Source organism: Bacillus sp. SCT118 (assembly GCF_058566435.1).
This window is the reverse complement of the sequence record NZ_CP191225.1, coordinates 1,923,372-1,938,118: the sequence shown is the minus strand read 5'-3', so window position 1 is coordinate 1,938,118 and position 14,747 is coordinate 1,923,372. Positions and strand designations below refer to the sequence as shown.

Below are 14,747 nucleotides of genomic sequence, written 5' to 3'. Positions count from 1 at the left end.
CTCCTCGCGCATATTTTGACTTACAGTTGCTTGCACCAAATATTCATGTTTTCAAGGCCTTCGGCTATAAAGCAATTATTGATCAGCCTTCCGCCATACTGATAACCTGAATGGTACAACACAGCATTCATCCCAAAAGACGAAGCACGGGCGAGAGAAAACACATGAAAGATATCCTTTCCAGCCATTTCTTTTTCTAACGCCTCGATTAAAAAGCTTGTTAACGAATGGCCGCGATATTCCGGCAGCACAGCGCAATCGGTTATTTCTGCATGCCCAAGCTCTGGATTGATTTCTGCGCTTGCTGCGCTGATCAGGCGGTCATGATCAAGCATGATATAATACACCGTATTTGCATTCATCGTCTTTTCAATATAAGCGGGGTCAAATACCGGGGTTGGGTACGTGCGGAATACTTTTTTATACAGCATCGATAGCTGGTACATGTCGTTTGTTTCTGCTTTTCTCATCGTAAAAACGGGTGTACTGTCGTTGTGAAGACGGGGCGCTGTGCGATATATGGCTTCGATGATCTCCTGTTCCTCTGTATAAGAATCTGTTTGTCTCCGGCTTTCTGAAAGGTAACGTACCATGACACAAGCCGAATAGCCGAGATAATAGCCCTTTAGATAACCCTCCGGCGTAAATAATTGCTTGGCAAGGATTGACTCATCATGCTGCTTCGCATAGACAATGATTTTTTCTGCATTCTCTTCTTTTGCCGCTGCCACGATATCCGGCAGGGCCTTCTCAATGGCTCCGTCATAACGGACCACTCTGATTCGTTTATTAAAGCCGTCATGGTCCAAAACTGCTGTGACACCGCTACTCTTTATTGACTTGAGCATCCGCATCCTCCCCATCTGTATGAAGCCCGCACCAATCCATGACAAAAAGTGCAATAATTTTAGCAGATTCTATCATGGCTTCAACCTCAATGTATTCATTGGCCTGATGAGCCGTTTTTGTTTCCCCCGGCCCGAAAACGATTACTGGTGTATCTCCTGCATGGTACAAAAGCCCCCCATCCGTTCCCCACGGAGAAGCCTCAATAATCGGCTCTGTCTGTTTCATTTTTTGATAGGCTGATTGCAGCACAGAAATTAAAGGGTGATTATCAGGTAAATCATTCGGCAGCCATTGAGCCCCAAACCATTCGACTTGTACGGGATGGCGTTTAAACCATTCGTCATGGTATTCTAAATCCTTCAGCCAGTTTTCCAATTCAAGTTTTACAGCTTCTGGTTTCTCATGGGGAGCAATTCCGCATCTCCCTTCTATGACGACACGGTCTGCAACTGAAGATGGCCAGGCACCGCCCGAGATGGTGCCGATATTCACCGGTACCGGTATTGGGATATTGTCATACAGCGGATCTGAAATTCTCGCATTGCGGACTTTCTCCAGCTCTTGTATCGCTGTGATAACGTGCATGCTTTTTTCAATCGCGCTTACCCCTTCGTAGCGTGTGCCCCCATGTGCGGATAATCCCTTCACAGTGATCCGAAACCACATCGAACCCTGCTGCTTAATAAATAGTTTCATATTCGTCGGTTCAGGAATCAGCGCCCCGTCAGCACGATAGCCTCTCATGATGGCGGACAGTGTACCGGCGCCGCCGCACTCTTCATCTACAACACTCTGAAACAATACATCTCCCTTCAGTTTGACATCGCAGGCGTGCAGGGCTTCTAAAGCAAAAAGAAGGGCTGTATTGCCTCCCTTCATATCCGTTGAGCCGCGGCCGTATATTTTACCGTTTTCTTCGACAGCTTGATACGGTTCATACTTCCAATCCTTTACGCTTCCTTCAGGCACAACATCGATATGGCCGTTCAAAATCAGGGACCTGCCTCCGCCGGCTCCCGTTTTTTTAGCCACGATATTCGGGCTCTCATGAAAATCGGATCGGTTAGATTTAAAGTAGGGATGCTGTTTTAATTGCTTTATGCTTGGCTCCCATACATCAATGTCCATATGAAATTGCCGCAGCTTTTCAAGCACAACAGCTTGGGCGTTAAACTCTGACCCCAATGTGCTTTTTTCCCCAATCAGCCTTTTGAGAAGACGAATGGCTTTGGCCGAATGCTGATCAAGCCACCCGATTACTTTTCTTTCAATGTCTTGCATCCTCATTCCCCCTTTTAAGAAAAAGGCATATCTATTTTGATTTCAGCTTCTGTCAGCCTCGTCACCTCATCAATTGTCGAGCCATTCATCAGCTCTTTTAAAATGAAGTGATGGCTATCGACCTCAAGAACCGCTTTTTCGGTAATAATCAAATCTACACAGCCTGCAGCAGTTAATGGCAGCGTACATCTTTCTGTTAATTTAGGCCTTCCCTTTTGATCTGTATGACTCATGACGACAACCACTTTTTTCGCTTTTTGGGCAAGCTCCATCGCCCCGCCCATACCAGGCACCTTTTTTCCCGGAACAAGCCAATTTGCCAAATCTCCTGATTGGCTCACCTGCAGGGCGCCTAAAATCGTAATGTCAATTTTGCCTTTTCTGATCATCGCAAAAGACATGGTTGTATCAAAATAAGACGCCCCTTTTACAGCGCGGACAGGATATCCCGCAGCGTTGCATAAATGCGCATCCTCTTCTCCCTTTTCGGGACTTTCTCCAATGCCAAGGACACCGTTTTCCGCTTGAAACATGACCTGCATGTCAGGCGGCAAAAAGTTCGGTACCAAGGATGGGATACCGATACCGAGATTCACAATCATGCCCTGCTTAATTTCAGTAGCAGCCCGTTTTGCAATCTGTTCTCTTTCTGCTACTCCCAAGCCCATTTCCACTTCACTCCCTCGCTTCGTACAACCCCCTCAACAAAAACCCCCGGTGTGACAATCATTTCTTCAGAAATCTCACCTTTCGGAACGATACGCTCAGCTTCGGCAAAGGTTCTCCTGGCGGCCATTGCCATAAGCGGATTCATATTGCGCGCGGTTTTGTCATACGTTAGATTGCCGAATTCATCTGCAATGTAAGCATTGATGAAAGCAAAATCAGCCGTCAACGCCTCTTCAATCAAGTATCGTTTTCCCGCCACTGTTACGATGTCCTTTTTTTCGCAAACCATTGGATTATCAATGCCCACATCGGTTAAAATACCGCCAAGCCCCGCTCCGCCGGCGCGAATCCGTTCCGCAAGCGTTCCCTGAGGTGAAAATTGAACCTCTAACGTCCCCTCTGTCATCTGTTTTCCGGCTACAGGATTGGAACCGATATGCGAGGCGATCAGGGTTTTGACCCGTTGATTAACAATAAGCGGGCCGATCCCGATATCCGGGAAACCGGCGTCATTGCAAATCACAGTTAAATCCGTTACACCGCTGTCCAATATCGCTTCAATCAATGAAGGAGGCGACCCGACTCCCCCAAAACCGCCAAACATCAGAACCGATCCATCCCGAACATCTGCAATTGCTGTGTCCATGCTGATTGCTTTTTGAAATGGCGCCATTTAATGTCAATCCTTTTTTAAGTTTTTTTCGACCGCTGCAACAGTTTCTGAAAAAATAGAGATAAGCTCTTCCATTTCACCGTCTGAAATGGTAAAAGGAGGAGCAATAATGACAGCATCTCCTTCTCCACTGTCTATTCCAGCTTTGGAAGGATAAACAATCAGCCCGCGTTTTTTCGCCTCGCTGACAATAATCTGAGTTACCGCCTGCTCTGGCGGGAATATTTTCTTCTTTTTTTGGTCTGCTACAAATTCAACGCCTAATAGCAGTCCTTTTCCGCGCACATCACCTATAATGCCGCTTTGAGATGCCGCCTCATCAAGCGTTTTCTTCAGCACAGCGCCCTTTTTTTCTGATTGTTTGATCAAGCCGTGCTTTAACACATATCGCAAAACTTCAAGAGCAGCTTTGGCTGAATAGGGATGTGCACTATATGTGTGACCGCTCATAATCACACCTGACCCTTGTTTTATCGTTTCAATAATAGAATCAGATACGACGGCAGCTGCAATAGGCGCATACCCCGCACCGAGTCCCTTCCCCAGTACAGCAATATCAGGTACGGTGTCCCAATGCTCTGTCGCGAGCATCCTTCCTGTTCTCCCAAGCCCCGTCATCACTTCATCTGCAATAAAAAGCACATCGTGTGTGCGGCATACCTCACTTAATCTCTCATAATATCCCGGAGGCGGAGTAATCGCTGCTCCTGCAGCACCAATAATAGGCTCAGCCACAAAGCCGGCGATGAATTGGCTTCCGATTCTTTTGATCATAGTGTCCAGTTCATCAGCTGCAGTCTGAACAAAGTCTTCTTCCGTCTCATGATTCAGCCGATAAATATGTGGAGCTGAGATAGCTGGATACCGCTCAATGAGATGGGTGAACCGGTATCTCCTTTCATAAAAACCAGACAATGAAAGCGCTCCCAAAGTTATTCCGTGGTAACTGCTCCATCGAGACAAAAAGATGGATTTTTGTGGTTGCTTTTTTTCCTGCCAATACTGAATGGCGATTTTCATAGCTGTTTCTATCGCTTCTGATCCGCTGTTGACAAAAAAAGACCAATTCACGTCTCCAGGCAGCTCCTGTGCCAAGAGAGCGGCTAATTGCTCGGCGGGCTCACTCGTAAACTGTGAGCGGTAAGCAAAAGACACCTGATCAAGCTGTTCTTTCAGCTTCTCAGTCACATCACGAACTCCGTGGCCGATATTACATGTCACCGCACCTGACGAGCCGTCGAGATATTTTTTTCCGGTCTGATCATAAACATATGAACCCTTCGCATAACTGACAACCGGATAGGCCGAGCTAAGCTCTGGCTTAATCAAATAACTGCTCATGCTCCCACCTCAAAACCTCTTTTACCATATTGTATGAGTGTCCAAATGGCGGCATGACGTTCCCCGCAAAAACTTTTTCACATAAAAAGAGCCTTCCTAATAGGGAAGGCTCTTTTGGAATTTCAGCATCTAGCAAATAAAAGCGGCTCCAACAATAATTAATAAAATGAACAAGACAACAATTAACACAAATGTATTTGTCCCGCAGCCAAATCCGTAACCGTACCCAGAGTATCCATACATACTGTTTTCATCCTTTCTTATCACGATATACGGCATTTTATGCGGGCCAAGTCCCAAATGGTTTGTGCAAACGCCTATTTCATGTAAGGAAATAATGAAATACAGTATGCACCCGCTCATATTTTTTAAACGTCAGCTTTTCGTAAAACTGAGTTGCACCGTCAGTGCTTGCAGCCACTAAGTAGGCTGCTTCCATTCCTAGTGATTTGGCGATGGACAGCATTTCTTTCACTAAGATACTGCCGTAGCCCTTCCTTTGAAACTGATCTAAAATTGCCACTTCTTCGATTTTAGCCGTTTTCTCTTGATGATCGATAAACAGCTCGCCGCACCCAATGGGAACTTTCTGTGCCTGGTCGCTGTAACAAACAACAAGAATGATTATACCTGCTTCATAGAAAGGATATTTTCTTTTTAATTTTTGTTCAGCGATTGCTTCTCCAATATAAATGGAATCGTAAATTTTCATAATAGAAGATCCGTCGCTAAGACTTTTCGCCGTCCCCCATGCGGTTAAAGGATGTCCCATCTGCCCCTTCCAGTCACTAAGCTTCATGTCATATAGTAGCTCATCCTCGACGACAAAACCGCTTTTTACAAGCGACTGCTTCAAACCGAGCGGAAAAACATGCTGCGGCGACGCTTTTAAATGGAGATAATTCGCATCAAGCAGCTTTGGTACGGAGGGTAAAAAGTTAAGTAACCGCTCCAATGGAAACGTATCATGGAGCTGAACAAAGTTATGAGAAAAAATTTGCGGAAGCTGCGGATCTCTGTATACGCTGTAATGATCAAACGATGCCGATTCAGACGTTAACAATATATATTGATGTTCCGTTTTTGAATAATGTCCTGTCATGAACGTCTCCTTTTTATGACCTATACCTTTACTCTGTTGCAATATTCAATTTCTTTATAATCTCATCGTACACCGGATAAAACGGCTTTCCAATTGGAAATTGCTGAATATTTCGGAAAGAAGCGGAGATTGGCTTCTGATGTAAAAAAAACTTCCTTGTTACTTGTTCACTAATCGGGTGAAAGACGCCGTTTAGAAACAAAAACGGCTCGCGTTCGATGAAAAACAGACGTCGGCCAGGCGGATTTTTGATCAATTCAGATCGTTTCCACGTAATCGGCGGCCCTTCCGGAAGCGTCTCCATCTCTTCTTTTCCAATTGTCACTATGTCTTTTCTTTGAAATTGATAAAATTGCAACGCATACTGGTCCACAATTCGCCTTTTTTTTCCGGCCTCGATATAAAATATTGCAGGATGGTCAGCTTCCTTTACTAAAATATAATTCGGAATGTTTAAAATTTTGCCAATCCTATATTGGAATAAATATGGGTCTGGAACAGCGACAGTCCGATTTAGATACAAAAAACCCCACTTTTCTCCAACAGGATGCCTTACACCCTGATCAAAAAAATACACATTTTGATCTGAACCTTTTACAAAAGAGCCGTCAATCAAATCGGCGGGCAGAAACCGATATGCATTTTGAAATGAATCTGGGGTTTTATAGGTTGTGTCTAATACTTCATTTATCGGCAGAAATGGGGTAAAGTTGTTGAGTCTCGCCCAAAAAATTGCGTCGCCATGATTCCAATGCTTCATATCATCATCCCAATATCCTCCAAATTTATGGTGGATGAGATTAAGTAACGAACGGCGATGCATGACGGAGCAATGATCAACTTGAAAAGCGGCCTGATCAAGCACTGCATTGGCATTTCTGTAGAAATGTGAGATTTCCTCTCCCCTTTCGTTTACATGTACAACTTTTTGTTTTGAAAAGACCGCCTGCGCTTCAGGCTTATGTGAAAACTCTTGCACCATACGGCTCAGCCGCTCAGGATGATAAACAGTGTCGTCAGTAAGATAGGAAATGTAATCGCCGTCTGTAAATGGGAGCGCACTGTTAATTAATGTGGCATAACGGGCTGTTTTTAATCGATCTGCAGGATGCACGAAACTGTTATGGTATTGAATGCGCCGGTCATGGAGATACTTGTGAATCACCGCAGTTGTTTCTGCATTCGAATGATCATCCATGATAAAAAGCTCCCAAAGATCATGCGTTTGCTGTATCACGCTTTCGATCGCTTTTTGCAAATAATCGGGTTTGTTGTAACTTGTTAAAATAATAGACACTTTCTCTCCCATCTATACCGCCTCCCGCCGTCAAACATAAAAACGGCTCCGCAGCAAGCAGAGCCTCTGGCATCATTTAAAAAGCACCCCAGCTTACAACACTTGAGAGTGAAACATGAGATCTCGTGTTATTTAACGGGTTTTGGAAAATAACCAAATCAGTCAGAACTTCTTTTACGATGACATTTTGAAGTGTATCTCCGTTGATCAAATTGACTTTTGAAACCGGTACGCCCAGCTCTTTTGCAAAAACAAGCTGGCGTCTGAGGTCAGATGGATTTCCTTCAGAAGACGATTGACGTATCAGCAGAATCAGCAAAAGCAAAATAAAATGCAGTTCATCTTGGTTTTCTTCTCGATCCACTTGTTTCTCTAAATCCAAATCATCCCTCTCCCTTATCCTTATCTCTGTTTCACAATATGTGCGACTTCGATTTATGGTATAGGCTATGTCCACTCCATTAAAAAATCAGCATTTTCCTTAAATAGATGAAAAATAGATCAGGTACGGCGTTCGACTCATACCAAATAACAGCCGGAAGAATATGATTAACGTGAGTTCACTATCGAATAGGAGGTGTGTGTAATGAGCTCTAAAAATGCACAGTTAAAAAAGGATTTAATTAAAGCCGTTTTAAGCCCTTTATTTCCAACTGCAACAGAAGGAGGAGAAAACATGGATAGTAATCTTAAAGACTTGCTTGAAGCTGCCATCGATCAAAGAGTAGATGAAAGTGAGACGGTTACGGCAGAATCTCTTTTAGACCCTTCCCTTCCGGCAAGATGGATTTTCGCCAGAGTTACGCCAGGCACGACAATCAGCATTGTAACCGATTCGGGAGACATGATCGGGCCGGTTGTCTTCGTTGCTTTCGATCAGGTTCACGGGATCGTATTTGTAACACAGGAAAGCTCCGTCACTCCAGCAGGCCAAGCTACAACATTAATTGATGTAGACAAAGTAGAAAGCGTTACGTTCTTTTCATAACATCCGATGAAAGTGTTGTATATCCAGTCGGGATACGGAGGAATATATTGTTATTTTAATCGCTGGGCTGAAGAATGTTTTCGGAACACTCATACAGAGTATATGTCTGCAGATACACTTGAAGCAGAAACTTTGGTGAAGATCGAAACGTTTCAGCCGGACTTCGCACTCTTGATGGTTGGAGACCGCGTTCCTCACGACTGGCTGACCTGGTTAAAGGGTAAGGGTATCCCCGTATATGTTTGGCTGACCGAAGACCCATTTTATATGGATATCAGCCTACAGGTAATCAAGCTCGCTGACGCCATATTAACGATTGAACAAAATGCCGCTCTCTATTATCAAGGGCTCGGCTACCAGCACGTCTATTATGTTCCGATACCAGTTAATCATCGGCTGTTTAAAAAAATGGGCACCGAACATTCCTATCATTCAAATCTGTTAATCATCGGCTACCCTTACCCTAATCGGGTTCAGCTTATGAAAGAAGCGGTCCATCTGCCATTCACGGTTCGGGTAATCGGCAAGGAATGGAGAAAATATCTGCCTAAAAAAGTGCTCAAACAGCCGCATATTGATATCGTCAGCACATGGGTTCCACCCGAACAGGCCGTTCATTATTATAATGGGGCAGACATCGTAATTAATGCGCATCGTCCCTATCATTTTGCTTTCAACCAAAATACTATGCGCATCAAAAATGCCAGTTTTAATAACCGAACGTTTGATATCGCTGCATGCGAAGCATTTCAATTAACAGATTTACCCGCGGCGCATCCTTTTTCATCCTTTATTTCTTATCACGGCATGAACGACTTTAAGGAAAAAGCCGCTTTCTATATCAACCACCCTGAAGAACGGCAAAAAGCTGCAGCAGCCAATTATAAAGAGACCGTACCCGCATTTACGTTTGATGAGCTTCCTGCAAAACTAAAAGCGATTCATCTGGCGCTTTCTTGAAAAATCGTTCATTGCTATGAACGATTTTTTTATTCATAGAAAAAAGCAGCTGTACAAGCTGCTTTCTATTCTAGCCGTCAGAACGGTCTTTCAGCTTCCTCGGATTTACCTGTTTATGAAGATCAGGCATTTCGCCGAGATGCTGTGCAATTTGTTCCCACGATACAATTTTGAAATTTTGATTGACGGCTTGTCCGTTATCGATATTTTCGCCGTCCTGCGCCACAAAAATCCCGTACGGATATTTTGGGCCAAGTCCGAAACCGAGAACATCAATACCATCCGTGTCACTAGTACCGTCTATCTTCTCGCCATCTGTAATCTCAAAGTTGGCTACATAGCGATTTTTCCCCTGCCGTTCATACATTGCATAGCTGTTATTTCCTTGACTTGAAGCCATGAGATATCCTTTGCCATTTGGTGCATAATAGATTGTCAGTCCTTCAATATCAGCTGTCAAATGATCTCCTGTCGCACGGTCAACAACCTGCCCCTTTGACCCTCCGCCGGGCTCAGCGTTAAATTTCCAGATGGCCTCATCTTCCTCTGCTATGTATAGGTTCCCATACTCATCATCCGCAACAAGGCCTTCGGTCTGAGAATTCAACTTAAATTCACGCACCTTTTTCCCTGTTACATAACCCTTTCCACCATCAACAATTTCATACTGCTCAAATTCCCCTTGTTTGCCTGTCACTAATGCGTAAAATGCTCCTGTTTTCTGGCTGTGATACAGGCCGAATCCATAAACCTCAGAAATATTGGTGGAAATAGGATGTTTCGGATCTGTAATGCTTTTCAATTTTCCTTTATCCCCGTCTATTGCATATACTTCAATTGTGTTTTTTCCTTCGGACCGGTTGGATGCGGCAGCAATATCAATTTTTTCGCCGTTCAATGGAAAATCATAGCGCAGATCGACATTATTGAGCTTGCCAAACTCATAAGAATGAAGCTGTTTTCCGTCTAAATCATACACGACGAGCCCTGACTTCTTATTTGTCGTAATCAACTTGCTTTTTTCCGGGTGTTTTTCATGAACCCAAATGGCCGGGTCATCTGCTGCGTCATCGCCAGATGCGACCGGATCTGTCTCCGTGTGTGCAGTCACTTTGAAATGATGTTCCTCATTCACATAATGAGCCGACACCGAGGTTGCTGTCAGGCTAAGCAATAAACCCGCGGCAGTGCTTAGCAGCATTGTTTTTGAAACCTTCATTTGGTACCCTCCTCTTTTATCACCATCACTACTATTGTAAAATATATACAGGTGATTACCGTGAGGAAAATGAACCTTTTTTTATAGGGTTTCTGACTCAAACAACTTTTCCCCAAAGTGGTACGTGAGATGGACTTTGTCTGGTTTGCTTTTGAGGAGCGAAATAAAAATATGTTGAATATTTAGTACATTGTTTATTTAGTTTTGTTGTTCCCTAGTTACGTCCGTTTTTCCATTTTCTATTAAAAAAGAACACTTTGTGACATGATCATTCCCCTAAATTTTGTTTTATTGGTTGCTTTCATTAATTCGATTACAAAGTTGAACATATGATGCATGGTAGAGAAACGAGAGTTGGAGGATAAGCCATGCCTAAACAGCAAACAGCAGAACTAAAACCATTTTTCCATAACAAAACAGTTTTAGTCACTGGCGGAACGGGTTCAATCGGGAGTCAAATTGTCAAACGCCTTTTGCTGCTTACACCTAAACAGGTGATTGTATTCAGCAAAGACGACAGTAAACAGTATGTCATGAGCCAAAAGTATGCGGAGGATAAGCGGCTATTATTTGTACTCGGAGATGTACGCGATCACAGAAGGGTGAATCAGGTGATGAAAGGCGTCGATATCGTCTTTCACGCGGCTGCGCTGAAACAGGTTCCGACATGTGAGGACCATCCATTTGAAGCGATCCAGACCAATCTCATCGGCGGACAAAATGTGGTGGAAGCTGCCCTTTCACACCGAGTGCAGCATGTCATTAATATCAGTACGGATAAAGCTGTATCTCCTGTGAACACAATGGGGGCCACCAAGCTGTTATCTGAAAAGCTGTTTCATCAAGCAAACCGCCACGTCCAAAACAAAGGAACCTTGTTTTGTTCGGTCCGCTTTGGAAATGTTCTCGGTTCCAGAGGTTCGGTCATCCCCATATTATTTGAACAGATGATGGAGGGTGAACCTCTGACCATCACAGACAAAAACATGACCAGATTTTTCATGTCAATAGACGATGCAGCTACATTAACATTACAATCGGCTGCTATTACAAAAGGCGGAGAAACCTTTATTTTCAAGATGGAATCACTGAAACTTGAAGAACTGATTCATGGGTTTGAAGAATATGCATCGCAGCACGGGCTCCCGCGGCCGGCTGCAGTAGAAGTGGGCAAGCGTCCAGGTGAAAAGCTTCACGAAGAATTAACATCTCCACATGAAATTGAATCACTGTATGAATGGGGCAATCTTTATGCGATCCTTCCAGAGCCGGAAAAACATCCTGACTTTCGCAAAGTCAATCTGCCTGGGTATCAATCAGATCAAGCCCCGCTTATTACGAAAGAAAGAATTGCTCAGATTATTGAAGAATTGCATCAAGAGAAAAAGGCATAAAAACAAGCCTGTCTATCCATTAGGCAGGCCTGTTTTTAACACTTTATTTATTAAAGAGATGCAGATAGCTTTCGTATCCTTCTTCTTTTAGCTTATGCTTCGGAACAAACCGCAGCGCTGCTGAATTTATGCAGTAACGAAGTCCGTTTGGCCCCGGTCCGTCATTAAATACGTGGCCAAGATGAGAATCAGCAGTTCGGCTTCTTACTTCTGTGCGAATCATGCCGTGGCTCGTGTCCAGTTTTTCTTCCACTTCTTCTTCTTCAATCGGCTTTGTAAAGCTTGGCCAGCCGCAGTGGGAATCAAATTTATCCTTGGATGTAAACAATGGCTTGCCTGACACAATGTCTACATACAAGCCTTCTTCCTTATGATCCCAATATTCATTTTGAAATGGCGGCTCCGTGCCGTTATTTTGCGTTACTTCATATTGCATACGATTTAATGATTTTATTTTTTCTTCTTTATTGTACGCCATTTATTTAGCCCCCCAATGCTCGCTGATAAATCCCGCTCGTCCGGAACCTGTCCGGTAGCGCTGATAATGTGCTGGATTCTTTTTATAAAAATGCTGATGGTAGCCTTCCGCTTCATAGAAAGGTTCAGCTTTTAAAATGTCCGTTACAATCGGATCTTTAAAGATGCCGCTTTCCGCCAGACGTTGCTTGGAAGCTTCCGCAAGCTCCTTTTGTTTATCATTATGATAAAAAATGGCTGCGCGATAGGAGCTGCCGCGATCAGCAAACTGCCCCCCGGCATCTGTCGGATCGATTTGCTGCCAAAATAATTCAAGCAGTTTTTCATAAGGGAATACATCAGGATTAAACGTGATTTGAACGGCTTCACGATGTCCCGTCGTTTCACTGCACACCTCTTCATACGTAGGGTTTTCAGTATGGCCGCCTGTATACCCGGACACCACTTTTTCAATTCCCGGCTGTTCGTCAAAAGGTTTAACCATACACCAAAAACAGCCTCCTGCAAATGTGGCGATTTCTTTTTTTTCAGACATACTGGTGCCTCCTTTGTTAATACGTGGTATTATTATATTATAGCATGTAAAAATAGAATGAAAATGATTCTGCTTTTCAATAAAATCTATAGGTTTTAAGCAATATGCTTATGTAATGGAGGTTCACAAATTTGAAAGTAAGAACACAGATGATGTACGATATGGAAACTTTACTCCGTAAAGTCTTTAAACAAATACGCAATGAAATCAATGAAATTTTAGATAAAGAGCTGTCGCGGAATGAATTCACCATTCTTCGGATCCTCAGTGAACAAGGGCCTAAAAAAGTCACTGAATTTGCGCCTATTTTAGAGGTATCGGCAAGCCACATTACGGCTGTGACCGATGCGCTGGTAGAAAAGGAATGGATTACGAGAATCAGATCGAAGGAAGACAGACGCATCATCCGCATTCATATCACTGAAGCGGGCGAAAAAGTCCTTCAGCACTTTAACGAGAAAAAAACGGAATATTTCTTTAAACGCTTTGACTGCTACACTGATGCTGAACTTGCCACGTTAATCGAGCTCTTCAGCAAACTTGATAAAAAACGGTAAAAAAAAGCACATACCGATATATAGGTATGTGCTTTTCGCAGTGCTTCACTTATTTTTCAGTAAACAGCTTCATTGCTTTCCAGCGGCCATATCTATAATACAAAAATGCCGCGCAGCTGCTAAATAAAAAACTCATTCCGATTCCAAGCCCGATTCCTTTTTGTCCAAGCCAAGCTGAAAATAGAGCTGTGAAAGGATATCTCAACACCCAAAACGAGATCAAATTTAATACCAGAACCTGCAACATCGCTCCCGCGGCCCTGACGATTCCGTTCAGCACAAAATTAATCCCAATAAAAGGGTAGAAAAATGCGATCCACTTCAAATATTGTTCACCAAATGCGACCGCATCAGGCTCACTGATAAATAACCTTATGAGATATTTACCAAATACCCAAATCATAACCGCAATCACCAGCATGCAGGAAATAACAGCCATCACACCCAGCCTTGCAATTGTTCCCACTCTTTTTTCGTTTCCGATTCCAATATTTTGCCCTGCCATACTGTTGACGGCCGTACCGGCAGCCATTGCTGGAAGCGTGATGATGCTATCAAGCCGCTGCACCGCGCCAAAGCCTGATACCACGTGATCCCCGTATGAGTTGACAACACTCATAATCGCCATCATACCGCCTGTAATCACCATCATCTGCAGACCTGCCGGAATCCCGAGTTTCAAAATCAGCGCGGACTCTTCCCACTTGGGCATTCTCGGAATCGAGAATGGCACAAGCTTGTGTTTGATGACATAAAACAACCCATACAGAAACGCAATGCCCTGTGACAAAATCGTTGAATAAGCTGCTCCCGCTATTCCCATGCGGAACACAGAAATAAAGAGCGGCGCAAGCACTGTATTCAGTACAACAGCAAACGCAATAAACCGGAGAGGTGTCTTGCTGTCGCCCAGCGCACGAAGCACAGTACTGATAAAGTTATAACCAAACAAAAATAAAATGCCGATAAATTGAATCTGTAAATACGCCTCAGCAAGCGGTATCATTGACTCCGGCGTTTTTAGAAGACGCAGCAGAAGCTCTGAGAGAAAAAAACCGGCAACGCCAAATCCAATGCTTAGGCCTGTTAATAAAACAACAAAAGCGTTAATATACGACGCCATTCCTTTTACATCATCTTTTCCTTTTTGCTGAGATAAAATTGTTAACGTCGCATTGTTAAGACCCAAAATAAAAGACAGCACGGTCAAAACAATCGTGCTTGATACCGCGGCTGCCCCAAGGGCTTTTGCCCCCAGTAAATTGCCGATCCACAAGCTGTCTATAAATTGAAAGGAAACCTGCAATGCGTTTCCAAGCATAATAGGCATTGAAAACAGTACAAGCTGTTTCAGCACGTTCCCCTGTGTAAAATCGTATGCTTTCATCTTTTCTCCTTGTGTTCT

The 14,747-nt window shown here is 43.7% G+C and carries 18 protein-coding genes; 4 read left to right on the top strand and 14 right to left on the bottom strand.

Annotated elements, in window-relative coordinates; all coding sequences use genetic code 11:
- Nucleotides 1-20: 20 nt before the first annotated feature.
- From ablB to cgeC, 10 genes are all read right to left on the bottom strand, one after another.
- A complete protein-coding gene (ablB, locus tag ACQVGT_RS10160) occupies nucleotides 21-848 on the bottom strand; it encodes a putative beta-lysine N-acetyltransferase (RefSeq protein ID WP_015483347.1) in 828 nt (275 codons plus the stop codon).
- Nucleotides 826-2,136, bottom strand: coding sequence for a peptidase (locus tag ACQVGT_RS10155; RefSeq protein WP_080109043.1), 1,311 nt, complete (start codon nucleotides 2,134-2,136; stop codon nucleotides 826-828). The genes ablB and ACQVGT_RS10155 overlap by 23 nt, the downstream gene beginning before the upstream one ends.
- A gap of 8 nt (nucleotides 2,137-2,144) precedes the next feature.
- Nucleotides 2,145-2,798, bottom strand: a complete 654-nt coding sequence (locus ACQVGT_RS10150) for a 3-oxoacid CoA-transferase subunit B (protein ID WP_015383895.1) — start codon at nucleotides 2,796-2,798, stop codon at nucleotides 2,145-2,147.
- Entirely contained in the window at nucleotides 2,783-3,472 is a 690-nt protein-coding gene (locus ACQVGT_RS10145) for a CoA transferase subunit A (protein ID WP_015383896.1), read from the bottom strand. Before ACQVGT_RS10145 ends, ACQVGT_RS10150 begins: the two co-directional genes overlap by 16 nt.
- 6 nt (nucleotides 3,473-3,478) lie before the next feature.
- Complete coding sequence (locus ACQVGT_RS10140; protein ID WP_015383897.1) at nucleotides 3,479-4,813, bottom strand: aspartate aminotransferase family protein; 1,335 nt, start codon at nucleotides 4,811-4,813, stop codon at nucleotides 3,479-3,481.
- Nucleotides 4,794-4,949, bottom strand: coding sequence for a hypothetical protein (locus ACQVGT_RS10135; protein ID WP_015483349.1), 156 nt, complete (start codon nucleotides 4,947-4,949; stop codon nucleotides 4,794-4,796). Before ACQVGT_RS10135 ends, ACQVGT_RS10140 begins: the two co-directional genes overlap by 20 nt.
- On the bottom strand, nucleotides 4,943-5,092 hold the full coding sequence (locus ACQVGT_RS10130; protein ID WP_015251877.1) for a YjcZ family sporulation protein: 150 nt from the start codon (nucleotides 5,090-5,092) through the stop codon (nucleotides 4,943-4,945). Before ACQVGT_RS10130 ends, ACQVGT_RS10135 begins: the two co-directional genes overlap by 7 nt.
- 43 nt (nucleotides 5,093-5,135) lie before the next feature.
- On the bottom strand, nucleotides 5,136-5,915 hold the full coding sequence (gene cgeE, locus ACQVGT_RS10125; protein WP_015383898.1) for a spore maturation N-acetyltransferase CgeE: 780 nt from the start codon (nucleotides 5,913-5,915) through the stop codon (nucleotides 5,136-5,138).
- 28 nt (nucleotides 5,916-5,943) lie between these two features.
- The gene (gene cgeD / locus ACQVGT_RS10120) at nucleotides 5,944-7,224 is read right to left on the bottom strand and encodes a spore maturation glycosyltransferase CgeD (RefSeq protein ID WP_015383899.1); all 1,281 of its coding nucleotides are present in this window, start codon (nucleotides 7,222-7,224) and stop codon (nucleotides 5,944-5,946) included.
- A gap of 64 nt (nucleotides 7,225-7,288) precedes the next feature.
- The gene (gene cgeC / locus ACQVGT_RS10115; protein WP_014477111.1) at nucleotides 7,289-7,594 is read right to left on the bottom strand and encodes a spore maturation protein CgeC; all 306 of its coding nucleotides are present in this window, start codon (nucleotides 7,592-7,594) and stop codon (nucleotides 7,289-7,291) included.
- A 204-nt stretch (nucleotides 7,595-7,798) separates the two neighbouring features.
- Between cgeC and cgeA the strand changes: the two genes are divergently transcribed.
- Entirely contained in the window at nucleotides 7,799-8,200 is a 402-nt protein-coding gene (cgeA, locus tag ACQVGT_RS10110; RefSeq protein WP_015383900.1) for a spore crust protein CgeA, read from the top strand.
- Between the two features lie 6 nt (nucleotides 8,201-8,206).
- A complete protein-coding gene (gene cgeB / locus ACQVGT_RS10105; protein WP_041517905.1) occupies nucleotides 8,207-9,160 on the top strand; it encodes a spore maturation protein CgeB in 954 nt (317 codons plus the stop codon).
- Between the two features lie 70 nt (nucleotides 9,161-9,230).
- Here cgeB and ACQVGT_RS10100 read toward each other — a convergent pair whose 3' ends face one another.
- Nucleotides 9,231-10,379 (bottom strand): phytase, encoded by a 1,149-nt coding sequence (locus tag ACQVGT_RS10100; RefSeq protein WP_015483350.1) that lies wholly within the window; start codon nucleotides 10,377-10,379, stop codon nucleotides 9,231-9,233.
- A 368-nt stretch (nucleotides 10,380-10,747) separates the two neighbouring features.
- On the opposite strand from ACQVGT_RS10100, the gene ACQVGT_RS10095 reads away from it, so the two are divergent.
- Nucleotides 10,748-11,773 carry an SDR family NAD(P)-dependent oxidoreductase gene (locus ACQVGT_RS10095; protein WP_014477115.1) on the top strand — a complete coding sequence of 342 codons (1,026 nt, stop codon included), beginning with the start codon at nucleotides 10,748-10,750 and terminating at the stop codon, nucleotides 11,771-11,773.
- Nucleotides 11,774-11,816: 43 nt separating this feature from the next.
- Here the strand turns inward: ACQVGT_RS10095 and msrB are convergent, their stop codons facing one another.
- Together msrB and msrA are read right to left on the bottom strand one after the other, a co-directional pair.
- Nucleotides 11,817-12,251, bottom strand: coding sequence for a peptide-methionine (R)-S-oxide reductase MsrB (gene msrB, locus ACQVGT_RS10090; protein ID WP_014480061.1), 435 nt, complete (start codon nucleotides 12,249-12,251; stop codon nucleotides 11,817-11,819).
- Nucleotides 12,252-12,785, bottom strand: coding sequence for a peptide-methionine (S)-S-oxide reductase MsrA (gene msrA, locus ACQVGT_RS10085; protein WP_014477117.1), 534 nt, complete (start codon nucleotides 12,783-12,785; stop codon nucleotides 12,252-12,254).
- A 131-nt stretch (nucleotides 12,786-12,916) separates the two neighbouring features.
- Here msrA and ACQVGT_RS10080 point away from each other — a divergent pair, with 131 nt between their 5' ends.
- Nucleotides 12,917-13,342 (top strand): MarR family transcriptional regulator, encoded by a 426-nt coding sequence (locus ACQVGT_RS10080; RefSeq protein ID WP_004398634.1) that lies wholly within the window; start codon nucleotides 12,917-12,919, stop codon nucleotides 13,340-13,342.
- Nucleotides 13,343-13,391: 49 nt separating this feature from the next.
- On the opposite strand, the gene ACQVGT_RS10075 is transcribed toward ACQVGT_RS10080, so the two are convergent.
- Entirely contained in the window at nucleotides 13,392-14,729 is a 1,338-nt protein-coding gene (locus ACQVGT_RS10075; RefSeq protein ID WP_015383903.1) for an MATE family efflux transporter, read from the bottom strand.
- Between the last annotated feature and the right edge of the window lie 18 nt (nucleotides 14,730-14,747).